This is a genomic window from Micromonospora sp. NBC_00330 (genome assembly GCF_036136635.1).
Taxonomy (GTDB): Bacteria; Actinomycetota; Actinomycetes; order Mycobacteriales; family Micromonosporaceae; genus Micromonospora; species Micromonospora salmantinae.
This window is the reverse complement of the sequence record NZ_CP108012.1, coordinates 6,525,456-6,548,410: the sequence shown is the minus strand read 5'-3', so window position 1 is coordinate 6,548,410 and position 22,955 is coordinate 6,525,456. Positions and strand designations below refer to the sequence as shown.

The window sequence follows — 22,955 nt, the reverse complement described above, 5'->3', positions numbered from 1 at the left end:
CCTCCTCGAACGACTACCGGAAGCGCAGAGCGGTCGGGCCCTGCACCTTCGAGCCACGGCGCTGCTTGGCCGGCATGGCGGCCAGCTTCTCCCGCAGCTCGACGGCGTAGGCGGCGAGCGCCTCCACCAGGTCGGGCACCGAGGCGTGCGGCGGCTGGACGTCGACGCGCAGGCCGAACTCCGTCGCGGTCTCCGCCGTCTTGGGCCCAATGACGGCAACAACCGTCCGGGCGTGCGGCTTCCCGGCGATGCCGACCAGGTTGCGCACGGTGGAGGACGAGGTGAAGAGCACCGCGTCGAACCCGCCCGACTTGATCGCGTCGCGGATCTCGGCGGGCGGCGGAGCAGCCCGCACCGTCCGGTACGCGGTCACGTCGTCGACCTCCCAGCCGCGCTCGGTGAGCCCGGCGGCGAGCGTCTCGGTGGCGATGTCGGCGCGCGGCAGCAGCACCCGGCCCACGGGGTCGAGGATCTCGTCGTGCGGCGAGAACTCGGCCAGCAGGCCCTCCGAGGACTGCTCCCCGGCGGGGATCAGCTCCGGCTGGATGCCGAACGCGCGGACCGCGTCCGCGGTCGCCTCACCGATGCAGGCGATCTTGACGCCGCCGAAGTGCCGGGCGTCGAGACCGTGCTCGGCGAACTTCTCCCAGACCGCGCGGACCGCGTTCACCGACGTGAAGATCACCCAGGCGTACCGGCCGTCGACCAGACCCTTGACGGCCCGCTCCATCTGCGCCGGGGTGCGCGGCGGCTCGACCGCGATGGTCGGCACCTCGCAGGGGATCGCCCCGTACGCGCGCAGCCGGGCGCTCATCGCGCCGGCCTGCTCCTTGGTGCGGGGTACGAGCACCTTCCAGCCGTACAGCGGGCGGTTCTCCCACCAGCTCAGCTTGTCGCGCTGCCCCACGCCGACGCCGACGGTGAGCACCACCCGGCCGGTGAAGCCGAGCGCGGCGGCCACGAAGCTGTCCACCGTCGACGTGGTCGTGTACTGGGTCTCGCCGGTGCCGTCGCCGGTCACCCCGACGCCGGTGGTGCCGTCGACCCCGGCGGCGAGCAGCCCGTCGCGGACGGCGGCGAGGTCACCGGCGTCCACGGCGAGCGCGAGCGAACCCCGGCCGACGGCCGTGGCCAGCGCCTCGAAGTCCAGCGCGCTGACGTCCTCGACGTCGGCGGCCGTACGCACACCCGGCAGCGGGACCCCGGCGTAGGTGGCAACACCCTCGGCCTGGCCGACGCCGGGCACCACCTCGAAGTGGGCGGCGGTGCGGGCCACCGCCTGCACCTCCTTGACCACCGAGTCGTGCCCGAACGGGTCACCGGCGACCAGGTGCACCGCGTTGAGCCCGGAGCGGGCCGCGGAGATCAGCACCTTCGCCACGTCCCCCGGCGCGCCCTCGGCCGGGGTGAACTCGGCATCGTCCCTGGCCTCGGCGCGAACGACGGTGAGCAACGACTCCGGGACTCCCCGGTCGTAGATCACCTGGTCGGCGTCGACCAGGGCGTCGTGGGCCCGACGGGTCAGCAGGCCCGGGTCACCGGGGCCAGCCCCGACGAACGCGATACGGCCGACGGGCTTACGGGTGCGGGTCATTCTGTGCTCCCAAATTGCTGGGTCCCCGGGCCGGTGTGTCCTTCGTGGCCGAGGATCGAGTCGGCGCCGAGCTCGAGGAGTTCGGCGGCGAGTGCCTTACCGATCTCCGCCGCGTCGGCGGGCGTTCCGGTGCGGGACAGCCGGAGGTCACGAGTGCCATCCGGGCTGATCACCGCCCCGCGCAGGTAGATCTCATCGCCGGTCTCGCCTTCGGCGAGCTCGGCATAGGCGGCGACGGGTGCGCTGCACCCGGCCTCCAGGGTTGCCAGAAACGCACGTTCCGCGGTGACCGCGGCACGCGACGGTGCGTGGTCGAGCACGGCGAGCAGCTCGACCAGGTCCTGGTCGTCGACCCGGCACTCCACTGCCAACGCACCCTGAGCGGGAGCGGGCAGCATGAGCATCGGGTCCAGCGACTCGGTGATCACGTCGAGCCGGCCGAGTCGGGCCAGACCGGCCCGGGCCAGGACGACGGCGTCGAGGTCGGCCTCGGGGCCGAGCACCCGGCCCAGGCGGGTGTCGACGTTGCCGCGGATCGGGGTGACCTCCAGTTGCAGGCCGAGGGCGTGCAACTGGGCGATCCGACGCAGCGCGCCGGTGCCCACTGTGGCCCCGGGCGGCAGCTCGGCGAGCGTCCGGCCCTCGCGGGCCACCAACGCGTCGCGCGGGTCCTGCCGGGCCGGCACCGCCGCGATGTGCAGCCCACCGGCGGCAGCCGTGGGCAGATCCTTGTACGAGTGCACCGCGAAGTCGATGGTGCCGGCGGTCAGCGCGTCGCGCAGGGCGGAGACGAACACCCCGACGCCCAGCCGGTGCACCGGAGCGTTGGAGCGGTCGCCCGCGGTGACCACCTCGACCAGCTCGACGGGACGGCCGGTGGCGGCGGTCACCGCCTCGGCGACCTGGCCGGACTGGGCCATCGCCAGGGCGCTGCCCCGGGTGCCGAGGCGCAGGGGGGCGGTCATCGCGCACCTCCGGTGGGTGAGGTGGGCTCGGCGGCGTCGGCTCCGGACACCGGATCGGTGCCGGGGAACGCCATGCCGAGGTCGGGAGTCAGCACGTCCGGGACGGTGTCCACCGGCGAGGTCTGCGGCACCTCGAGGTCGAACAGCTCGCGCAGCAGTGCCGCGTACTGGTCGCCGCCGGGCTCCGCGGCCAACTGGCGGACCTTGACTGTGGGCTGGTGCAGCAGCCGCTGCACGACCCGGTGCACGGTGCGGGCCACCTCGGCCCGCAGGTCGTCGCCGAGGTCGGGGCGACGCTGGGCCAGTCGGCGCAGCTCGGCGGTGACCACGTCGTCGGCCCGGCCGCGCAGCGCGGCCACCGTCGGTGCCACGTCGGCGCCGCGCAGCCAGGTGAGGAAGCCCTCCACCTCGCCGAGGACGATGCGTTCGACGGCTGCGGCGTCGGCAGCCGCCGGACCGTCGGCGAGCAGCGCCGCCATCCGGTCGATGTCGATCACCTCGACGCCGGGCAGTTCGGCGACGCCCTCCTCGACGTCGCGCGGAACGGCCAGGTCGAGCAGGACCAGCGGGCCCCGGGACGGGTCGCGTTCGGCCAGCGCCGCGGTGACCACCGACCGGGTGAGGACCGGTTCGGTGGACGCGGTGGCGGCCACTACGATGTCCACTGTGGAGAGGGTGTCGGCCAGCTCGGTCATCGGCGCGGCACTCGCCCCGTACGACTCGGCGAGCCGGACGGCCCGGTCGGCGCCCCGGTTGCTGACGGCGAGTGGCCCGGCGCCCAGCCGGGACAGCGTGGCCACCCCGAGCGAACCCATCGCACCGGCGCCGACCACCAGGGCCGGGTGGCCGACGAGGTCGCCGTCGAGGTGCCCGGCGGCCAGCTCCAGGGCGGCGGTGACGACGCTCTGGCCGGCCCGGTCGATGCCGGTCTCGGCGTGGGCCCGCTTGCCGACCCGCAACGCCTGCTGCATCAGCTCGTGCAGCAGCCGCCCGGCCGAGTCGGCGCCGGTGGCCCAGTGGTACGCGTCACGCAACTGGCCGAGGATCTGCGCCTCGCCCACCACCATCGAGTCCAGACCGGTGGCGACCCGGAAGACGTGGTCAACGGCCGCGGTGTCGTAGTGCACGTACAGGTGGCTGGCGAGCGCGGTCGGCGAGCTGCCGGCCTGCTCGGCCAGCACGGCGCAGACGTCGCCGAGCCCACCGTGGAAACCGGACACGGCGGCGTAGACCTCCACCCGGTTGCAGGTGGAGACGATCACCGCCTCGGCCACGTACGGCTGGGCGACCAGGCGGTCAAGTGTGCGGGTCAGGTCGGCGGGGGGCACTGCCAGCTGCTCCAGCGTGGCGACCGGGGCGGTCCGGTAGGACGCGCCGACGACGAGCAGTTTCACGTGCCTATCGCCTCCTGGGTGTCGGTGGCCGCGAACCCGCCCGGCAGGGCGGTGAGAGCGGTCCCGCCGGTGGCGGGCAGCGCGGTCAGCGACGCCTTGCGGTGCTCGTGGAAGGACAGAATCTGCAGCTCGATGGCGAGGTCGACCTTGCGCACGTCGACCCCCTCCGGAACCGAGAGTACGCACGGCGCGAAGTTGAGGATGCTCGTCACGCCGACGGCGACCAGTTGGTCGGCGACCTGCTGGGCGGCGGCGGCCGGGGTGGCGATCACGCCGATCGCGAGGGATTCCTCCGCGGCGACCGTCGGTAGGTCGTCGACATGCCGGACCACCAGGCCGTTGATCTCCTCACCGACCCGGGAGGGATCGGCGTCGAGCAGTGCGGCGATCCGGAAGCCCCGGCTGGCGAAGCCGTCGTAGCCGGCCAGAGCGTGACCGAGATTACCCACGCCGACCAGGGCGACCGCCCGGCGTTGGGTGAGCCCGAGCACATACTCGATCTGCTCGATCAGCAGCGCGACGTCGTAGCCGACGCCCCGGGTGCCGTACGAGCCGAGGTGGGAGAGGTCCTTGCGCAGCTTGGCGGAGTTGACCCCGGCGGCGGCGGAGAGGCCCTCGCTGGAGACCGTCTCGTGCCCGGCGTCGGCGAGGTTGTGCAGCGCGCGCAGGTACTCCGGGAGCCGAGCGACGGTCGCCTCGGGCAGATCCGGGAGCGCCGGTACGGCACCGGCGCGGCCGGGCGCGCCTGGGTGACGGTGCTGACTCATGAGACTCCGTGCGGTGCGATCCTCGGCCAACTCCGCTGGTCGGCCGTTTGTGGACTCCCGCTGGCGACCGAGATTGCCGGCTGTGCTAGCAGGGCGCGTCGGAGTCACAGCGTAGGCGCTTGTGAAGACGTGCACAAATCGCGATCTTGTCGCTGCGTGGCGCGACCTCACCAGCCCCTCCATTCCACAAGATCGATTGAACGGCCTGGTCCGCTCACCGCCCCGGGCGATTATTGCTCAATCCCGACTTCTCTGACCAATCCCGCGCCGGCCCGGCGCGCGCCCGCCGCCGGGTCCCGCGATCTTGCACTTGCTGTCCCCGCCTTCCGCCCGTACCCGGGCAAATCACCAACAGCAAGTGCAAGATCGACGCGGTCGGGGGCGGCGGCGGGGTGGCGGGGTAGGGGCAGCACTACGGAGGAGAGGCGGGGTTTCGGGATGGGGACGCCGAGCCCAGATGCCTAGCCTTTGAGCATGACCGCCGTTGCCGCCACCAGCGACAGACCGACGCTGGCACCGAGCATCCCCCGCCAGCTCTTCGTCGACTCCGGGTACGTGCTGCTCGGCCTGCCCCTGGCGCTGGCCAGCTTCGTCGTCCTCATCGTCGGCCTCGCGGTCGGCATCGGCCTGGTGGTCACGGTGATCGGCCTGCCGATCCTCAGCGGCACCCTGTACACCGCCCGTGGGCTGGCCGACGTCGAGCGGCTGCGGCTGCCCGCGGTGCTCCACCAGCCCCGGATCCGGCCGCACTACCGGCTGCCCGAGGCCGGCGCGAACGCCTGGCGGCGGATCTTCGTGCCGATGCGGGACGCCCAGTCCTGGCTCGACCTGGCGCACGGCATCCTGCGGCTGATCGCGGCGGCGGGCACCTTCGTGGTGACGCTGTCCTGGTGGGCCGCGGCGATCGCCGGCTCGCTGTACTGGGCGTACGACTGGGCCCTGCCCCGGGCCGACGGCGAGGGTGACCAGGACCTGGCGCAGCTGCTCGGCCTGGGCGACTCGACCACCGCCCGGATCGGCCTGTACACCGCGCTCGGGGTGTTCTTCCTGATCACCCTGCCGATCGTGGTGCGGGGGTGCGCGCTGCTCCAGGCCAGCTTCGCCAAGGCGATGCTGACCGGGGTGGCCGAGATGCGCGACCGGATCACGGTGCTGGAGGAGCAGAAGCGGGCCGCCGTGTCCGCCGAGGCCTCCGCGCTACGCCGGTTGGAACGTGACATCCACGACGGCCCCCAGCAGCGCCTGGTCCGGCTGGCGATGGACCTCAGCCGGGCCCGGATGCAGCTCGCCTCGGACCCGGAGGCCGCCGGCCGCACCATCGACGAGGCGGTCACCCAGACCCGGGACACCCTGGCCGAGCTGCGGGCGCTGTCCCGGGGCATCGCGCCGCCGATCCTGGTCGACAGGGGCCTGCCCAGCGCTCTGGCCGCGATCGCCGGCCGTGGGCTGATCCCGATCGAGCTCCAGGTGGACCCGCAGCTCGGCACCCCGGCCGGGCGGCTCGACCCGGCGGTGGAGAACACCGCGTACTTCGTGGTGTCCGAGGCGCTGACGAACGTCGCCAAGCACAGCCGGGCCACCGAGGCCACGGTCGCCGTGGCCCGGCGGGACACCCACCTGCAGGTGCGGGTGGGCGACGACGGGCAGGGCGGCGCGCACCTGGCCAAGGGGCACGGGCTGGCAGGCATCGCCGACCGGGTCCGGGCCGCCGGTGGCGAACTGGTGGTGGTCAGCCCGACCGGCGGCCCCACCGAGATCCGCGCCGAGCTGCCGCTGTGAGCGCGAGGAGTGAGCCGGGTTTGCGAGCCCCGCAGTCGCGACCAACGGAGATGCTGTGACCGGTCCGGCACCGCGCCGAGCCCGCACGACGGGCCTGACGTGGTAGACAACACAGCCATGCGCATCGTGATCGCCGACGACGCCGTACTGCTCCGGGAGGGGCTGGTCCGGCTGCTGACCGAGAGTGGGCACCAGGTGGTGGCCGCTGTCGGGGACGGTGACGCCCTGGTCGAGGCGGTGGTCGAGCACCGGCCCGACGTGTCGATCGTCGACGTCCGGATGCCGCCGTCGCACACCGACGAGGGGCTGCGGGCTGCGGTGGAGGCCCGCCGGCTGGTGCCGCGTACGCCGATCCTGGTGCTCTCCCAGTACGTCGAGGTGTCGTACGCCGATGATCTGCTCGCCACCACCGGCGGCGCCGGCGGCGGGATCGGTTACCTGCTCAAGGACCGGGTGGCGGCGATCGACGAGTTCCTGGACGCGCTGCGGCGGGTGGCGGGCGGCGGCACGGTGCTCGACCCGGAGGTGGTCGGTCAGCTCTTCGCCCGGCGTCGCCGGGACGACCCGCTGCGCGAGCTGACCCCCCGCGAGCGCGAGGTGCTCGCGCTGATGGCCGAGGGGCGTTCGAACACCGCCATCGCGCGCGCCCTGGTGGTCAGCGACGGCGCCGTGGAGAAGCACGTGCGCAACATCTTCACCAAGCTCACCCTCCCGCCGGACACCGAACAGCACCGGCGGGTGCTGGCCGTCCTCACCTATCTGCGGAACTGACCTCCCGGGCCAGGGCCACCGCGTCGGTGAGGGTGTCGGCCACCGGGTGACCGGAGGCGCGCAGCCGGCCCGGGTCGGTGAACCCGCCGGTGTAGAGCACGGCACGGCCACCCACGGCGAGCGCCGCGTCCGCGTCGTCGATGGAGTCGCCGATCAGCACCACCGAGGGGCCGTCCACTCCCAGTTCGGCCAGGTGCAGCTGGAGCGACTCGGCCTTGTGGCCGCCGCCGACAGTGGCCCGCAGCCCGTCCACGCGGGTGAAGTGGCCGGTCAACCCGTACGTGTGCACGGTCGGGACCAGCTCCTCGTGGAACCACATGGAGAGCAGGCTCTGGCTGCCCGGCCAGGCCGCCATCGCGGCGCGCGCGTCGGCGGCCAGCTCGCAGGTCGTCAGCCCGGTGCGGTACGCGTCGTGGAAGATCTTGTCCAGTCGACCGAACTCGTCGTCGTCCACTGCCTGCCCGAGCACCTCGGCGTAGTACTCGGCGATCGGCCTGCGGAACCGCACACGGTGCTCGTCAGAGGTGACCGTCGGCCCACCCAGGCTCGCGAACACGACGTTGGTGGCGGACACCACCAGGCTGAGGTCGTTGAGCAGGGTGCCGTTCCAGTCCCAGACGAGGTGCGGGTGCGCAGGGGTCATCAGAGCACCATAGGCACCCGTCAGAGCTGCGGCGTGGTCAGGTCCCGCAGCAAACGGTCCTCCTCGACGCGCCAGTAGCCGTGCTCCTTGCCGTCGAGCATCACCACCGGCAGCCGGTCCCCGTACTCCCGCTCCAGCCCCTCGTCGCCGGTGACGTCCCACTCGACCCACTTGTCGCCGGTGACAGCGACCACCCGGTCGAGCGCCGCCTTGGCGTCGTCGCACAGGTGGCAGCCGGGTCGGGTGATCAGGGCGAGTCGGGCGTCACTGGCCATCGGTTACCTCCGTGCGGTCGGTCGGCGTCGCCGACCGGAGTTGGGTCTTGCGTACCTTGCCGATCGCCGAGTGCGGCAGGGCGTCGACGAACTCGACAGCGGTCGGGCACTTGAACCGGGCCAGGTTCCGTGCGCAGTGGGCGAGCAGCTCCTCGCTGGTCACCGGTCGGCCCTGCACCGGCACCACGTACGCCCGCACAGTCTCGCCGGTCCGCGGGTGCGGCACACCCAGTACCGCCGACTCGACCACCCCGGGGTGCCCGGCGAGCACCAGCTCGACCTCGTGCGGATAGACGTTGAAACCGTTGACCAGGATCAACTCGCCGAGCCGGTCGACAAGGAAGAGGTCACCGTCCTCGTCGGCGTACGCGATGTCACCGGTGCCCCACCAACCCTCGGCGTTCGGGCCGCCCCGACCGTCGGGCCAGTAGCCGGTGAAGAGGTTGGGGCCGGACACCACGATCTGCCCCGGGTCGGTGCCCGGCGCCACGTCGGAGATGTCCAGCTCGTCCGGGTCGTCGTCGGGAACGGCCAGCCCCTCGCGCCACAGGTCCGTCCCGTCGGCGCCGACCAGGCGTAGGCGCACCCCGGGCAGCGGTCGGCCTATCGAACCCGGCTTGGCCACGCCGCCGACCAGGGTGGAGGTGAGCACCGGCGCGGTTTCGGTGAGGCCGTAGCCGATGTGCACCTGATGCCCGGTGACCTCCGTGAAGCGCGCCGCGACAGCGGGTTCGAGCGGTGCCGCGCCGCAGACCGCCACCCGCACCGACGCGGTCGCCGCGCGGGCCGTGGCCGCGCCGGCCCAGGTCAGGAACATCGACGGTACGCCGACCAGCACGCTGACCCGGTGCCGCGCGACCTCGTCCAGCCCTGCCGTCGGGCCCGGCTCGTCGAGCAGCACACCGGTCGCCCCGTGGTGCACCACCGCGCCGAGCCCGGAGTTGAGCCCGTACGCGTGGAACAGCGGCAACGCCAGGAGAACAGTGTCGGTCGGCCCGACCACCGGCGGCGAGATCTCCGCGACTTGTTCGTGGTTGGCGAGCAGCGCCTGGTGCGAGAGCATCGCCCCCTTGGGTCGCCCCTCGGTGCCGGACGTATAGAGCAGTACAGCCAGGTCGGCGCCGCCGCGTCGAGGGCGGGGTGCCGGTCCGGGCGCCTGGGCGGTCGGTGGCGTGCCGTGCACCGAGGCGAGGGCGGGCAGCTCGGCGGCCACGTCGGCGACCAGACCTCGGACGTGGTCGGTGGCGATGAGCATCGACGCGCCGGAGTCGGCCAGCACGTGCCGCAGCTCCGGGGCGGTGAGGCCGGGGTTGACCGGCACGGTGACCAGCCCGGCGCGGAGGGCGCCGAGCCAGGCGATCACGAAGTCCGGCGTGTTGGGCAGCGCGATGGCGACGCGTGGCGGCGTACCGCCGGGGTCGGTGGGCGGCGCGGCGGCGGACAGGCCGCGGGCGGCGGCGTCCACTGCGGCGTCCAGTTCGGACCAGCTCACCGTGTGCTCACGCCAGTGCAGCGCGGGCCGGTCGGCGCGGTCGAGAGCCGCCCGGCGGACCCGGTCGGCAAGGTTCGGCGCGGGGCTTTCCGAGGCGTCCTGCACGGTGATCGAGTCTGGCACAGCGGACGGCGACGGGCCACGCCCGACGGTCGGGGCCACGCCCGGAGGGCGACACCGCGACAGTCCCATGTACGGGACTGTCCGGTGTGCCACCGGCGATCCGATCAGGTCCTGTCGATGGGACGTGCGACGCTGCCCACGGGCAGTTCGGCCGCCCTCGTACGCCCGGCGGGCGCGGCGGGTCAGCCGAACGGGTGGTAAGCCTCCGACCTGGGGATCCATCCTGGAACACCCGGTCGACGGAAAGTCAATCGCACACGACGGACAACCGGTCCGCCACTGGTGCGACGGAGCGGGAAATACTTCCGCCTTGTGTAACGGACTTGCCACGCGCGGGTGACGTTGGCCCTATCATCACTCGGGTCGGCTCACCCCATTTGCCGTGAGTCGACACCCCTCAGCCCGAGGAGGCCCCCGTGCCTGTGAGCGCATTGGACCAGCACCTCCAGGGGAATTGCCGCCAGTCGGCAACTCCCGTGACCGTCCTGCCCGACCGGTCACCCGGTCGGTCCGCCCCGACGAGACCTAGACCGGCCCGCCCGGCGACCGACGGGACGGGGGCAACACGGTGACCGCCTTCGGTTACGCGGAACGCCCGGTCGGCCTGACCGGTCAACCCGCCCGCTCCCACGTCAACGAGCGGCCAGCGGCCCGTGCCCCATCGGACGAACAGCACGGCGGCGGAGTGCGGGGTGACGGCGCGTCGCACCGGATCCGCAGCCGGCCACACCACAACGAGCCACCGCCGCGACCCGCGGTGCCCGGTGGAAACGCGAAGCCGGCCGGCGGCCGGGTCGCCGTACCGTCGCGGCCCGCAATGCCCGTGCAGGGTCGTCGGGTAGCCGACACACCGGCGGTCACCACCGACCCGGCGGCGGGTGAGACAGCGGTGATCCCGGCGGTGCCGGCCACCACCGCCACCACCCCGACCGGTTTCCCGAGCCGCCCGGACCCGTCCGACCCGGCAACCGAGGTCTGGACGCTGATCGAGCGGGCCCAGGCCGGCGAGTCCGAGGCGTTCGGTCTGATCTACGACCGCTACGTGGACACCGTCTTCCGGTTCGTCTACTTCCGGGTCGGCAACCGGCAACTCGCCGAGGACCTCACCTCGGACACCTTCCTGCGCGCGCTCAAGCGGATCGGCAGCTTCACCTGGCAGGGCCGTGACCTCGGCGCCTGGCTGGTGACCATCGCCCGCAACCTCGTCGCGGACCACTTCAAGTCGGGCCGGTACCGGCTGGAGGTCACCACCGGCGACGTGCTCGACGCCGACCGGGAGGACCGGGGCCCGGAGGGCAGCCCGGAGGCGGCGGTGGTGGAGCACATCACCAACGTCGCGCTCCTCACCGCCGTGAAGCAGCTCAACCCGGAGCAGCAGGAGTGCATAGTGCTCCGATTCCTCCAGGGCTTCTCGGTCGCCGAGACGGCCCGCGCGATGGGCAAGAACGAGGGAGCCATCAAGGCCCTCCAGTACCGCGCCGTCCGCGCCCTGGCCCGGCTGCTGCCCGACGGCTTCCAGCCGTAGTTTGTTACGGCGGGACCGACGGGCGTCGATCAGCGTCCGCGCAGCTCAAAGTCGGTCCCGCCCGGTGATGACCATCACTTTCTGTAATTTCCGCCCCGCCAGGCCCGTAACCCGTGCCCGGTCCGCCGCGTTTCTCCGGGTGCGACCGGTGGATGTCCCGGCAGGCCCGGGTCACCGAGGTCCGACCGGCATGCCGGCGGCACCTCACCTCCGTGGTGTCACACTGCCGCCCGGTCGCTGGCAACGACGGCGGCCGACCGGCCGTGACCAGCGAGAGGAGGTGCCTGCGGTGGACAACACCCTCTTCTCCCGCCGGCGCGCGGAGCGCTTCGCGCAGCTTCTCGACGAGGCCAACGGCGCTCGACGACACCACGTGCGATCCCGGGTGGACGGCCAACTGGCGCCGCTCGTCGCAGTGGGTCAGCGACTCAGCGTCGACCCCCCGGCTGTCGAGGTGGACCAGGAATTCCGTACCGGCCTGCGGGCGATGCTGCTCGCAACCGCCGAGCGGGAAGGGCTGGGCAGCACGCCAGCGGCGGTCAGTGAACCGGCCGCCACTACCACCCGCGGACGGCTACTGCCGGCGGTCACCGCACGGCGGGCCCGAGCCCGGGGCGCGATCCTGGTCGGCATCGCCGCCGGGGCCATCGCCGTCTCCGGGATCTCCGCCGCCAGCGAGAACGCGGTGCCCGGTGACGCGCTGTACGGCATGAAGCGCTCCACCGAACGGGCACAGCTCGCCCTGGCCAGCTCCGACATCAGCCGAGGCCAACTCTTCCTGGACTTTGCCCGGACCAGAGTCGGCGAAGCCGCCAAGCTGCGCGGTGACCGGATCGGCTACAGCGCGGTCCTCGACGACATGGATGCCGACAGCCGGCAGGGAGTTCGCCTGCTGACCTCGGCCGCCGTCCAGCGGGGCGAGCCCGGCAGCCTGGACACTCTCAACACCTTCGTGGCGAGCCAGCGCCGGGTGGTACGCGGTCTGCTCGACGGGAGCACCCGGGTCGACCGGGAACGGACCCAGCGGTCGCTGGTGTTGCTGGACAGCATCCGGGAACGCTCGGACGACCTGCGCGCGGCGATCGCCTGCGGCCTGCCGGCACCGACCGCCAGCGACGCCCTCGGGCCGAACCCGAGCACCTGCCCCGGGGCCCGCTGACCCGCGTCCCTATACCGCACGTCCGACCGGCCGCGCCACAGTTCGCTGTGTGCCCGGCCGGTCGCCCGTCTACGGCGGATACCCTCGCGGGGGAGCATCCGTCGTACCGGTGAGGAAGGGATTCGCGTGGCGCGTAGCCGTAAGGTGACGGTCAGCACCGACGCCGAGGGGCACACCGCAGCCTGGGCGGAGACCGACCTGGCCCCGGTCAGCGCACCCGACCCGACCGCCGCGGCGTTCTTCGACGTGGACAACACGATGATGCAGGGCGCGTCGATCTACTGGTTCGCCCGTGGTCTCGCCTCCCGAAACTACGTGACCACCGCCGACCTGGCCCGATTCGCCTGGCAGCAGCTCCGCTTCCGGCTGCTGGCCCGGGAGCACGCCGGTGACATGTCACTGGCCAAGGAGGCGGCGCTGGCCTTCGTCCAGGGCTGGCGGGTCGACGAGGTCGAACACCTCGCCGAGGAGATCTTCGACGAGATGATGGCCCCCCGGATCTGGGCTGGCACCCACCAACTCGCTCAGCGTCACCTGGACGCCGGTCAGCGGGTCTGGCTGGTCAGTGCCGCCCCCGTCGAGATCGGCCGGGTGATCGCCGCCCGGCTCGGCCTGACCGGTGCCATCGGCACTGTGGCCGAGGTGCTGGACGGGGCGTACACCGGGCGGTTGGTGGGTGACCTGATGCACGGGCCGGCGAAGGCTGAGGCGGTCACCCAGCTCGCCACAGTGGAAGGGCTCGACCTGTCCCGCTGCGCGGCCTACAGCGACTCGGCGAACGACCTGCCGCTGCTCTGCGCGGTGGGCCGGGCGGTGGCCGTCAACCCGGACGGCTCCCTGCTGCGGCAGGCCCGCCAGCACGGCTGGGAGGTGCGGGACTTCCGCACCGGCCGCCGAGCGGTCAAGATCGCCGTACCGTCGACCGCTGCCGCCGGGCTGGTCGCGGGCGCGGTCACCGCCGGCCTGGCCCTGCAACGCCGCCGCCGCGCCGGCTGAGCCGCCCGTTCCGGACGTATGTCGAAGCCTTGGCTCCGACCTCGCGCCCTAGGGGCCGAACGGGTCGGGTCGTCGCTCCAGCAACGTGTGCAGAGTCTGCTGGATGGTCTCCCGCACCTGATCGGCGAGGTTGAAGACCACCAGCGGGTCGTCCGCCGAGTCGGTCAGGTGGGCGGTGGGGATCGGCGGGCAGAACTCGATCAGCCACTTGCTGGGTAGCGGCACCATGCCCAGCGGGCCGAGCAGCGGAAACGTCGGCGTGACCGGGAAGTAGGGCAGCTTCAGCAGCCGCGCCAGGGGCTTGATGTCGGCGAGCATCGGGTAGATCTCCTCGCCGCCGACGATGGCGACGGGCACGATCGGGGTGCCGGTGCGCAGCGCCGCCGAGACGAACCCGCCCCGCCCGAAGCGTTGCAGTTTGTAACGGTCGGCGTAGAGCTTGCCGATGCCCTTGAAGCCCTCGGGGAACACACCGACCAGATCGCCGCCGCCGAGCAGCCGCTCGGCATCCGGGTTGCAGGCCACGGTGCCGCCGGTCTTGCGGGCCAACTCGGACACCACCGGCATCCGGAAGACCAGGTCGGCGCCGAGCAGCCGCAGGTAGCGGTGGGCGGGATGCTTGTCGTGCAGCGCCGCCGAGAGGATCAGGGCGTCCAGTGCCACAGTCCCTGAGTGGTTGCCGACCACCAGGGCGGGCCCGTCCACCGGGACGTGCTCCACCCCACTGACCTCGGTGCGGAACCAGTCCCGGTAGAGCAGCCGCAGCAGCGGGTGGAAGACCGCGTCGGTCAACTCCGAGTCGAAACCGAACTCGTCGACCTCGTAGTCACCGGACAGCCGCCGGCGCAGGAACGCCAACCCGTTCGCGACCTTGCGGTCCCAGTGGTCCCCGGGGCGGTCCGACACCGCAGGCTCGGTGCCGCCGGGCAACCCGGCGTCGACCGGGACCGGCGCCGGGGTCGAGGCCGGCGGTGCAGTCGGGGTCGGCGCGGCCTGCGCGGCCGGCCGATGTCCGTTGCGCCGCGCCGGCTCCGCGTCCGGCGCGGGCACCTGCTGCGGTACGTCGAAACGCCCGACCGACTGCGGGTCGCGCCCCTCCTCCGGCCGACCAGTCATGACGACCGCTCCCGTACCGCTGAGCGGACCTGCCGGATGCCGTCCAGGACGAGTTGCTCGGCGGCGGCGAGCTGATCCCGCGTGACCACCACTCCACCGTGATGGGCGCGGATGAAGTCCTCGAACGCCTCAGCGGTCGACCGGGGCGTGAAGCCGTACTCCTGCTCGAGCCGGCTGGTGTCGACCACCCGGCCGTGCACGAAGAGGTCTACCTGGTCCAGGCCGTAGCGGCCGAAGCCCATGGTGCGGGCCAGCGCGGCGGCCCCGGAGAGACCCGGCTCCAGCACCGGGACGGCGACCCGTCCGGCGCGCCGGATCGCCTGGGACAGCGACAGCACGCCGGGGCCGGCGACGTTGTACGTGCCGGGATGGTCCTCCACGATCGACCGGTGCAGCACCTCCAACGCGTCGTCGAAGTGCAGGAACTGCAGGCGGGGGTCACGGCCGAAGACTGTCGGCACGAACGGCTGCGAGAAGTAGCGGGTCAACGTGGTGTCGGCGGTCGAACCGATGAACGGGGCGAAGCGCAGCACTGTGGCGGTGACGTCGGACCGGCGGCGGCGGAAGCCGCGCACGTACCCCTCAAGGTCGAGGATGTCGCGGCCGAAACCGCCGCGCGGCACCTCGCGGGGTTCGGTCTCCTCGGTGAAGACCGCCGGATCCCGGAACGACACACCGTACGCGGCGGTCGACGAGCGGACCACGAGCTTGCGCAGTCGGGGTGCCCGCTGGCAGGCGGCGAGCATCTGCATGCTGCCGATGACGTTCTGGTCCTTCATCCCGGACCGGCCGCCGTGCTGCGGGTCGGGTGAGGTGACCAGCGCGAGGTGCACCACCGCGTCGACGTCCAGGTCGGCGAGGAGGCCACCGAGGGAACCGCTGTCGACGCGGATGCGTTCGACCCGGTCCAGCAGGTCGGTGAACTCGGTGCCGGAGTCCGGTGCGTCGACCCCGATGACCCGTTCGATGCGCGGGTCGGCGGCCAGTCGGGCCGCCACGTGGGCGCCGAGGTAACGGCCCACTCCGGTGACGACGACGACCCCCGGAGCACCTGAGGTGCCACCGGGGGTCATCTGACGCACCTACGCCGGCAGGATGGACCGAGCCGGGACGACCACGGCCTGATCACCTGAGCCTCCGGAGGTCGACAGTTTGGCAAGTGACGCCGAACGCCGGGCCGACAGCCCGGCGGCGATCACTTGCCGAGACGGCGACGCTGGACGCGGGTCTTGCGCAGCAGCTTGCGGTGCTTCTTCTTAGCCATGCGCTTACGGCGCTTCTTGACCACCGAGCCCATACGACAGCCTTTCGATACAACGTGCGGGGCGGACCGGATGACACCACGCAGGTGGCGACGGCGACCGCTTGCGGACAACGGACCGGACCAGTCTGGGCGGCGGGGCGCACCGGTGGGGTCTCGGTCGGGCTCCAGGGTAGCCGCAGGGCGTCAGCCGGACCAACGCGCCCCCGTCCCGGCCGCCTCTGGTTCGCGACCGCGGGGCCCGCGAGCTCACTCCTCACGCCGACCGATGCCGGTCAGCCGGCGATCGGAGGGCGGGGCGGTGGCTCAGGCGGTCTCCTGAAAGGCACCCCGGAGATATTCGTGCACCGCATGCTCGGGCACCCGGAATGACCGGCCGACCCGGACGGCGGTGAGCTCACCGCTGTGCACCAGGCGATAGACAGTCATCTTTGACACCCGCATGACCGTCGCCACCTCCGCGACGGTCAGGAACTTGACCTCCGACAGCCGTCCGTCGGACTGTGACCCGGCCATGGCTCACCGACCCATCCCATGCCCGGCGCGTGCCAACCCGACGGATGCTCCGGGCCGGGCCGACGACGCGCGTGTTACCAGTACGGTAGCGGGGCGGTTGTGACCGGCGCGATCCCTTCCTGCAACTGATCATGCTTCGGTGGCCGGTTCACCCGATCCGCGCTCCCGGTATCCGCCCGTCCGCGCCTGTCGTCCGGTTGTTCCGGCACTGCTCATTCGGTGCGCAGCGCGACCACCGGGTCGAGACGGCCGGCGCGCTGCGCGGGAACCACTCCGAAGACGATGCCCACCACCGCCGAAACCCCGAAGGCGAGCGCCAACGACCACCAGGTGATCGCCGCCGGAATCGGCGACAGCGCGTCGACCAGCAGGGCGCTTCCCACTCCCAGCGCCATCCCGGTGAGCCCTCCGATCGTGGTGAGCAGCACCGCCTCCAACAGGAACTGCACGCCGATGTCGCGGGGACGCGCGCCGACGGCCTTGCGCAGCCCGATCTCCCGGGTCCGCTCCCGGACGCTGACCAGCATGATGTTGGAGACGCCGACGCCGCCGACGAGCAGCGAGATGCCGGCGATGGCCGCCAGCACGCCGGTGAGGACACCGAGGATGTCGCCGAGCACGCCGAGGATCTGCTGCTGGGTGACGGCGCTGAACTCGGTGTCCGGGTGGCGGCGGTTCAGCTCGGCGACGATCCGTTCGCCCAGCTCGTCGATCCGCTCCCGGTCCGGCGCCTTCACCGCGATGCCGTCGACCCGCTGGGTGCCCCAGAGTCGTTGCGCGGCGGTCACCGGCACGTGCACCTCGTCGTCCCGGTCGACGCCGAGGCTCTGCCCGAGGGGCGCGAAGACACCGATCACCCGGAACCGCACCCCGGCCAACGCCACCTGCTGACCGAGCGGGTCCCGGTCGGGGAAGAGCGCACGGGCGACCGAGTCACCAAGCACCGCCACCCGTCGGCTGGTGTCCACGTCGGTGCCGGTGAGGTAGCGTCCCCGCGCCAGCGAGCGCGTGAACACCGCCGGGGTCGTCTCCAGGACGCCCTGCACGGTGGTGAAGTCGGAACGGGCGCCGGCCCGCGCGGTCGCCCCGGACGCGACGGTGACCGCCACCCGATCGGGGTCGCCGACAACCCGGGTGACGGCGTCCACGTCCTTGAGGGTCAGCGGCGAGACGACAGGCGCGTTGCCCACCTCGATCCGGCCGGGGACGACCAGCAGCAGGTTGGAGCCGAGGCCCTCGACCTGTTGCTCGACCTTCTGCTTGGTGCCGGTGCCGATGGCCACCAACAGCACCACCGAGGCCACCCCGATGATCACCCCGAGCATGGTCAGCGCGCTACGCAGCCGATTGGCCCGCAGGGCGTCCAGCGCCACCCGCCACGCCTCGGCGACTCTCACGCCGTACCCCCGGGTCGGTCGGCTTCGCGCGCACCCGCAGCCGCGTCGCGCGCCTCGCCCGGGGCGGCGTCGCGGGTTTCGGGCCGCTCGACCTCGCGCGGAAGGCGTCCGGTGGCTCCGGCGGCGCCACCGGAGCCACCGGACGGGTGCCCCGGACCGCTTCCGGACGCGGACCGGGGCTCCGCGCTGGGAGCGGGGACCAGTGTCGCAGGTCGACCGTGATCAACGGACGGCGGTCGATCATGAGCGGAGCGCGGGTCGGCGCTGTCCGCGACGACCACCCCGTCGCGCATGGTGATCCGGCGGTGAGCGCGGGCCGCCACCTCCTGGTCGTGGGTCACCATCACCAGGGCAACCCCCGACTCCGCGTTGAGTTGTTCCAACAGCTCCAGCACTGCGGCGCCGGTGACGCTGTCCAGGTTGCCGGTGGGTTCGTCGGCCAGCAGCACAGTCGGCTCGGTGACCAGAGCGCGGGCGATCGCCACCCGCTGCTGCTCGCCGCCGGACATCTGGTTGGGCCGGTGGTCCAGCCGGTGCCCGAGGCCGACCCGGCCCAGCATCGCCGCCGCCCGCTCCCGCCGCTGCCGGGCCGACACTCCCCGGTAGACCAGGGGCAACGCCACGTTCTCCACCGCCGAGGTACGCGGCAACAGGTGGAACGCCTGGAAGACGAAACCGATGGTCTCGTTGCGCAGGGTCGCCATCTCCGGCGGGGCGAGGGCGTTGACGTCCCGCCCGCCGATCACCAGACGGCCACCGGTGGGCCGGTCCAGCCCACCGAGAAGGTGCATGAGGGTGGACTTGCCCGAGCCGGACGGGCCGACCAGGGCCACGTAGTCCCCCGGCTGCACGGTGAGCGACACCCCGCGCAGCGCCTCCACCGACACCCCGTCGAGCTGGTACGTCCGGGACACGTCCACCGCCTCGATGGCCGGAACACGCTCCCCTGCCGGCGGATCGCCGCGCGGATCTGCGACGGCGGGTTCGGTCACCGGACTTCCTGGCCGTCGCGCACCTGGTCGGCGCCGCGCACCACGATCCGGTCGCCGGGCTGCACGCCGTTGAGGATCTGCACCAGGTCGGACCCCTGGACGCCCACTGTCACCGACGCCCGGCCCGCCTTGCCGTCACGGACCACCCAGACCGCGTCCCGGCCGTCGGCGGAGAACACCGCCGACGCGGGGACGGTCACCGCGTCGACGGCCTCGCGTACCCGCAGGTGCACTATCGCGTTCATTCCGGGGCGGGGCGTCGGGGCCGGCTCATCCTCGGCCAGCTTCCCGGCACCCAGCGCGAGGCGGACCCGGTAGGTGACCCCGCCCTGCGCGGAGTTGGTGGGCAGCACGTCGACCGAGCGGACTGTGGCGTCGTAGCTGGCGCCGGTGACGGCGTCCAACTCGACGGTGGCGGTCACGCCGGCCTTGACCAGCAGCACGTCGGTCTCGTCCACCTCGGCGAGCAGTCCGAGCTGTCCGGTGTCCACCACCGTCAGCACCGGTGCTCCGGCGGAAACCAGCCCGCCGACCACTACCGCGTCGTCCACCCCGGCCGGTGGACCACCCTGGCTGGGGGCCAGCACGGACGGGTCGAGGCCGGCGCCACCGGCCTGCTCCAACAGACCAGCCAGACCGGCATTCGCGCCACCGCCGGCCCGGGTCCCGCCAGGCTGCACCACCCCGGCGATCGGGGCGCGCAGGGTCAGCGCGTCGACTGTCGCCTTCGCCAGGTCGTACGCCTGCTGGGCCTGGAGCCGCTGCGCCGCGGAGAGCGCGCCGACGGCGGAACTCAACCCGTTGATCCCCCGCTGCACAGCGCGGACCGCCTGGTCGGCGCTGCGCGCGGCAGCCGCGTACTGGTGTTGCGCGGACGTCACCTGGGTGAGCAGCGCATCGCGCAGTTGCGGGTCGGCAATCTTCTCGGCGGCCTTCCGGGCCGCGTCGAACGCCTCGTCGGCGGCCTTGTCGGTGCCGCGCCGGCTGCTGGTCAGACTGCCCGCTCCGACGCCCCTGCCGGCGCGCTTCGCGGCGGCCAGCGCCTCCTTGGCCTGACGGAGACGCTGTTGCGCGCTCGGAGAATCGACCACCGCCAGCACCTGACCGCGCTTGACCCGCTGTCCAGGTTGGACGCGCAGGCTGGCCAGGGTGCCGTCGGCGGGAGCGGTGAGGGTGGCGGCGGCGCGGGCGGTCACCGTGGCGGGTGCGTCGATCACCTCGGTGACCGGGTTGCGGGCGGCCGACGCCAACGCGAGATCGGGGCCTTCATCGCCGCAGGAGGCGGCGGTGGTGACGGTGAGGACGACGACGGCGGTCAGGGCGATGAGCAGGCGGGGCCGCATTGTGCTGGCGGGCCGTGACGACTGAGGACGGCGCACCCATCGATGGTACGGCGCACCGCCGCACCGCCTCCGAGCTGCGTCAGGCGGCGGTGGCGCGGACGTACGCCACGCACTCGTCGTGCAGCGTCGACCACTGCTCACCGAACGCCTTCTCGGAGGCCGCGTCGATGGTCCTGCCGTCGTGCACCACCGTCTTGAAGAAGGTGAGCAGCCGCAGCGGCCCGTAGCGGTCGACGAGGTGCCGAACGGCCAGGTAGCCGATGCCGTAGCTGGCGGCGACCCGTTCGGCGGAGGCATCGTCGGCGGGGTTGACGCCCTCCAACTTGCCGTCCCAGCCGCCCCGGACCATCTTGCGCACGTCGGCGATCCCCTCGTACCGGTCGACCGCCTGGCCGCCGGCACCGGCGAACTCGGCCAGGCCCTCGACCAACCACCAGGTGAGCTTGCCCGGGTATCCGCGCTCCGGCAACGACGCCGCGTGGGTCAGCTCGTGCCGGAGCAGGTCGTCGGTGCCGCTGTTGGAGAGCCCTTCGGCGTTGAGCACCACCTCGTGGTGACCGCCGCCCACTGTGACCGCGTAACCGCCGGTCCATTCTGGGCGTTCCCCGCCGTACCAGCGCTGCCACTCGGTGCGCCCGGCGTAGAAGATCCGGTATCGGTCCGGCGGTGAGCCGGTCACCGCGTACCCGTCGGCGACCTTCGCCGCCGCCTCGGCCTGCGCGAGCAGGCCGGGCAGCTTGCCGCGCAGCGCCGGGGTGGTGGCGACGATGGTCCGCGCGCCGACGGCGACCGCCAGGTCGCTGATCTCCCATGGTCGGGTGCCCGTCTCCACCGACTTGGATTCCTCCATGGCGACCATCCGGGGCTGGTCGCCGTTCTCCCGCCACCGGGTGCCGATCAGCACCGGGCTGGGCCGGCAGTTCGGCGTGACGAAGCAGTACTGGAAGCGCACCAGCAGCCGCCACTCGCCGGGCTTGCCGATGATCGGCACGGGCAGGCCACTCGGCTCGGCGCGCCAGCCGGTCACCTTGAGCTCGCGTAGCGCGGCGAAGCGTCGGCGCAGGTCGTTGTGGGCGGCGGGATCGGCGACGGCGAGGAAGCCGGCGCGGTCGCCGCCGAGGAGTGCCGTGGACTGCCGGTGGAGCTGGGCGGTGATCCGGTCGGACAGCCCACGGGCCACGGCGGTGGCCGGGTCGTCGGCCGCCGAGGAGCCGACCCGGCTGACAGTGGGGCGCGAGCCTGTCTCCCGGATCACTCCGACGACGAGCGCCGCCGGCAGGCCGCAGCCCAGCAGCAGGACGACCACCACGAGCACCGTCCACAGCGGCCAGAGCCGCCGTGGTGCTGGCTGCTGCACCTCGTCAGTCACCCGCCGAAGGGTACGACCACTACCTGGATGCGACGAGGCCGCCCCGGGCCGATCGGCCCGGCCGCTCGTTCACCCGCCGGTGCGCGGCCAGGAGCGGAACGCGATGTCCATGCTCGCGACCAACTGGTGGTACGAGCGGTCGACGTCACGGGGCAGACCGAAGCCGCCCGCGGCCTCCAGGCTCACGAAGCCGTGCAGGGCGCTGCGCAGCGCGCGGGTCGCGTCCACCGCGTCGTCACCGGTGAGCCCGTACCCGCCCAGCACCGCGAAGATGGCACCGACTGCGCGTTCGCCGGCCTCGACGTGTTCCGGGTCGGCCGGGTCGGGCACCCGCTGCGTCGCCGGGTAGCGGCCGGGGTGCCGGAGGGCGTAGTCACGGTAGGCGTCCGCCATGGCCCGCAGCGCGTCGCCACCGGAGCGGCCGACGGCGGCGGTGGTCATCTCGGTGGCCAGCTCGGCGGTGGCCAGGGCGGCCAGCTTCTGGGCCAACGCGTCCGCCCCTCGCACGTGCTTGTAGAGGCTGGGCAGCGCCACCCCGAGCCGGCTGGCGAGCGCGGCGAGGGTGAGCTGCTGGAAGCCGACCTCGTCGGCCAGCCGGGCCGCCTCCCGTACGACGGTCTGCTGGTTGAGGCCGACCCTAGGCACCGGCGCACACCGCCAGGAAGCCGAGCAGTTCCTCGGCGGTGCGTTGCGGCCGGTCGGCGTGCGGGTAGTGGCCGGACTCCTCGATCATCCGGGCTTCGGCGGTGCCGAAGAGCCGCCGGGCTGCCCGCGCCTCGGCTCCCGGGTCGGGGAAGTCCGGGTCCTTGGATCCCATCAGCACCAGCACCGGTTGCCGCACCTGCGGGGCGCGGGCGGTCCAGTGCGGCTCGGCCGGTGCGACCACGCCGCGCGTCGCGGCCATCCGACCGGGCTCGCGCAGGTTGGCCACCATCGCGCGGCGGTAGGACGCGTCGTCGGCGGGTCGGTGCACCGGGAACAGGGTCTTGTGGAACATCCCGAACAGTCGAGGGCTGTGCAGCACTGACCACATCGCCATCCGCAGCAGCGGGTTGAGCTTGGGCTGACCGACGAACGCGCCGATCTGCACGAGGCCGGTGACCAGTTCGGGTGCGTCGGTGGCGGCGAAGACCACCGCCGCGGCGGCGGACGAGCTGCCGACCAGCACGGCCGGGCCGGCGTCGAGGTCGCGGACCACTGCCAGCAGGTCCGCGCCGACCTCCGCCGGGGCGTACGTGGGCCAGCCGGCGCTGGACTCGCCGTGCCCCCGGACGTCGACCGAGGCGACCCGGTGACCGGCGGCCACCAGCAGCGGCACGAGGTGCCGGAAGCTCGCCCTGTTCTCGCCCATGCCGTGCGCGAGGACCACCAACGGCCCCTCGCCCTGCGCCTCGTACGCGATGTGTCCGCCGTCCCGCCGCACCTGGCTAGTTGTCATAGCTTTAAAGCTAAGACACTTAGCCAACGTTGGCAAGCCG

The 22,955-nt window shown here is 72.8% G+C and carries 22 protein-coding genes; 5 read left to right on the top strand and 17 right to left on the bottom strand.

What is annotated here, in order from left to right; translation table 11 throughout:
- Nucleotides 1-13 precede the first annotated feature (13 nt).
- The 4 genes from OG598_RS29885 to OG598_RS29870 are packed head-to-tail and all read right to left on the bottom strand — an operon-like array spanning nt 14 to nt 4,720.
- The gene (locus tag OG598_RS29885) at nt 14-1,594 is read right to left on the bottom strand and encodes a uroporphyrinogen-III synthase (protein WP_112584249.1); all 1,581 of its coding nucleotides are present in this window, start codon (nt 1,592-1,594) and stop codon (nt 14-16) included.
- On the bottom strand, nt 1,591-2,559 hold the full coding sequence (gene hemC / locus OG598_RS29880) for a hydroxymethylbilane synthase (RefSeq protein WP_328652032.1): 969 nt from the start codon (nt 2,557-2,559) through the stop codon (nt 1,591-1,593). Before hemC ends, OG598_RS29885 begins: the two co-directional genes overlap by 4 nt.
- The gene (locus OG598_RS29875) at nt 2,556-3,953 is read right to left on the bottom strand and encodes a glutamyl-tRNA reductase (protein ID WP_328652031.1); all 1,398 of its coding nucleotides are present in this window, start codon (nt 3,951-3,953) and stop codon (nt 2,556-2,558) included. Before OG598_RS29875 ends, hemC begins: the two co-directional genes overlap by 4 nt.
- Nucleotides 3,950-4,720, bottom strand: coding sequence for a redox-sensing transcriptional repressor Rex (locus tag OG598_RS29870; RefSeq protein WP_091402715.1), 771 nt, complete (start codon nt 4,718-4,720; stop codon nt 3,950-3,952). The genes OG598_RS29875 and OG598_RS29870 overlap by 4 nt, the downstream gene beginning before the upstream one ends.
- Before the next feature lie 474 nt (nt 4,721-5,194).
- Between OG598_RS29870 and OG598_RS29865 the strand changes: the two genes are divergently transcribed.
- Both OG598_RS29865 and OG598_RS29860 read left to right on the top strand, forming a co-directional pair.
- Nucleotides 5,195-6,499, top strand: coding sequence for a sensor histidine kinase (locus OG598_RS29865; RefSeq protein ID WP_328652030.1), 1,305 nt, complete (start codon nt 5,195-5,197; stop codon nt 6,497-6,499).
- 117 nt (nt 6,500-6,616) lie between these two features.
- Nucleotides 6,617-7,270: a response regulator transcription factor gene (locus tag OG598_RS29860; RefSeq protein WP_030329744.1), complete on the top strand. Its 654-nt coding sequence runs from the start codon at nt 6,617-6,619 to the stop codon at nt 7,268-7,270.
- Here the strand turns inward: OG598_RS29860 and OG598_RS29855 are convergent.
- From OG598_RS29855 to OG598_RS29845, 3 genes are read right to left on the bottom strand one after another with little or no spacing between them, the layout of a single operon-like run.
- Nucleotides 7,251-7,913 (bottom strand): HAD family hydrolase, encoded by a 663-nt coding sequence (locus OG598_RS29855; protein ID WP_328652029.1) that lies wholly within the window; start codon nt 7,911-7,913, stop codon nt 7,251-7,253. The two genes, OG598_RS29860 and OG598_RS29855, sit on opposite strands and share 20 nt — an antisense overlap.
- Before the next feature lie 20 nt (nt 7,914-7,933).
- Nucleotides 7,934-8,188, bottom strand: a complete 255-nt coding sequence (locus tag OG598_RS29850; RefSeq protein ID WP_030490173.1) for a glutaredoxin family protein — start codon at nt 8,186-8,188, stop codon at nt 7,934-7,936.
- Nucleotides 8,178-9,785 (bottom strand): AMP-binding protein, encoded by a 1,608-nt coding sequence (locus OG598_RS29845; protein ID WP_328652028.1) that lies wholly within the window; start codon nt 9,783-9,785, stop codon nt 8,178-8,180. The genes OG598_RS29850 and OG598_RS29845 overlap by 11 nt, the downstream gene beginning before the upstream one ends.
- Nucleotides 9,786-10,371: 586 nt before the next feature.
- Here OG598_RS29845 and OG598_RS29840 point away from each other — a divergent pair.
- The 3 genes from OG598_RS29840 to OG598_RS29830 all read left to right on the top strand — a co-directional run bounded on the left by OG598_RS29840 (nt 10,372) and on the right by OG598_RS29830 (nt 13,483).
- Nucleotides 10,372-11,328, top strand: a complete 957-nt coding sequence (locus OG598_RS29840) for an ECF subfamily RNA polymerase sigma factor, BldN family (RefSeq protein WP_328652027.1) — start codon at nt 10,372-10,374, stop codon at nt 11,326-11,328.
- A gap of 289 nt (nt 11,329-11,617) precedes the next feature.
- Nucleotides 11,618-12,487 (top strand): DUF5667 domain-containing protein, encoded by an 870-nt coding sequence (locus tag OG598_RS29835; protein WP_328652026.1) that lies wholly within the window; start codon nt 11,618-11,620, stop codon nt 12,485-12,487.
- Between the two features lie 126 nt (nt 12,488-12,613).
- Nucleotides 12,614-13,483: an HAD family hydrolase gene (locus tag OG598_RS29830; RefSeq protein WP_328652025.1), complete on the top strand. Its 870-nt coding sequence runs from the start codon at nt 12,614-12,616 to the stop codon at nt 13,481-13,483.
- Between the two features lie 48 nt (nt 13,484-13,531).
- Here the strand turns inward: OG598_RS29830 and OG598_RS29825 are convergent, their stop codons facing one another.
- The 10 genes from OG598_RS29825 to OG598_RS29780 all read right to left on the bottom strand — a co-directional run bounded on the left by OG598_RS29825 (nt 13,532) and on the right by OG598_RS29780 (nt 22,915).
- Nucleotides 13,532-14,599: a lysophospholipid acyltransferase family protein gene (locus OG598_RS29825; protein ID WP_328652024.1), complete on the bottom strand. Its 1,068-nt coding sequence runs from the start codon at nt 14,597-14,599 to the stop codon at nt 13,532-13,534.
- On the bottom strand, nt 14,596-15,672 hold the full coding sequence (locus OG598_RS29820; protein WP_328652023.1) for an NAD-dependent epimerase/dehydratase family protein: 1,077 nt from the start codon (nt 15,670-15,672) through the stop codon (nt 14,596-14,598). Before OG598_RS29820 ends, OG598_RS29825 begins: the two co-directional genes overlap by 4 nt.
- A 122-nt stretch (nt 15,673-15,794) precedes the next feature.
- Nucleotides 15,795-15,896 carry a 30S ribosomal protein bS22 gene (locus tag OG598_RS29815; RefSeq protein ID WP_007465623.1) on the bottom strand — a complete coding sequence of 34 codons (102 nt, stop codon included), beginning with the start codon at nt 15,894-15,896 and terminating at the stop codon, nt 15,795-15,797.
- A 270-nt stretch (nt 15,897-16,166) separates the two neighbouring features.
- Nucleotides 16,167-16,376, bottom strand: a complete 210-nt coding sequence (locus tag OG598_RS29810; RefSeq protein WP_007465625.1) for a helix-turn-helix domain-containing protein — start codon at nt 16,374-16,376, stop codon at nt 16,167-16,169.
- A 212-nt stretch (nt 16,377-16,588) separates the two neighbouring features.
- A complete protein-coding gene (locus OG598_RS29805; protein WP_328652022.1) occupies nt 16,589-17,773 on the bottom strand; it encodes an ABC transporter permease in 1,185 nt (394 codons plus the stop codon).
- Entirely contained in the window at nt 17,770-18,765 is a 996-nt protein-coding gene (locus OG598_RS29800; RefSeq protein ID WP_328652021.1) for an ABC transporter ATP-binding protein, read from the bottom strand. Before OG598_RS29800 ends, OG598_RS29805 begins: the two co-directional genes overlap by 4 nt.
- Nucleotides 18,762-20,108 (bottom strand): efflux RND transporter periplasmic adaptor subunit, encoded by a 1,347-nt coding sequence (locus OG598_RS29795; protein ID WP_328655477.1) that lies wholly within the window; start codon nt 20,106-20,108, stop codon nt 18,762-18,764. Before OG598_RS29795 ends, OG598_RS29800 begins: the two co-directional genes overlap by 4 nt.
- A gap of 79 nt (nt 20,109-20,187) precedes the next feature.
- Complete coding sequence (locus OG598_RS29790) at nt 20,188-21,477, bottom strand: hypothetical protein (protein WP_328652020.1); 1,290 nt, start codon at nt 21,475-21,477, stop codon at nt 20,188-20,190.
- A gap of 69 nt (nt 21,478-21,546) precedes the next feature.
- Entirely contained in the window at nt 21,547-22,122 is a 576-nt protein-coding gene (locus OG598_RS29785; protein WP_328652019.1) for a TetR/AcrR family transcriptional regulator, read from the bottom strand.
- Nucleotides 22,115-22,915, bottom strand: coding sequence for an alpha/beta fold hydrolase (locus OG598_RS29780; RefSeq protein WP_328652018.1), 801 nt, complete (start codon nt 22,913-22,915; stop codon nt 22,115-22,117). The genes OG598_RS29785 and OG598_RS29780 overlap by 8 nt, the downstream gene beginning before the upstream one ends.
- Between the last annotated feature and the right edge of the window lie 40 nt (nt 22,916-22,955).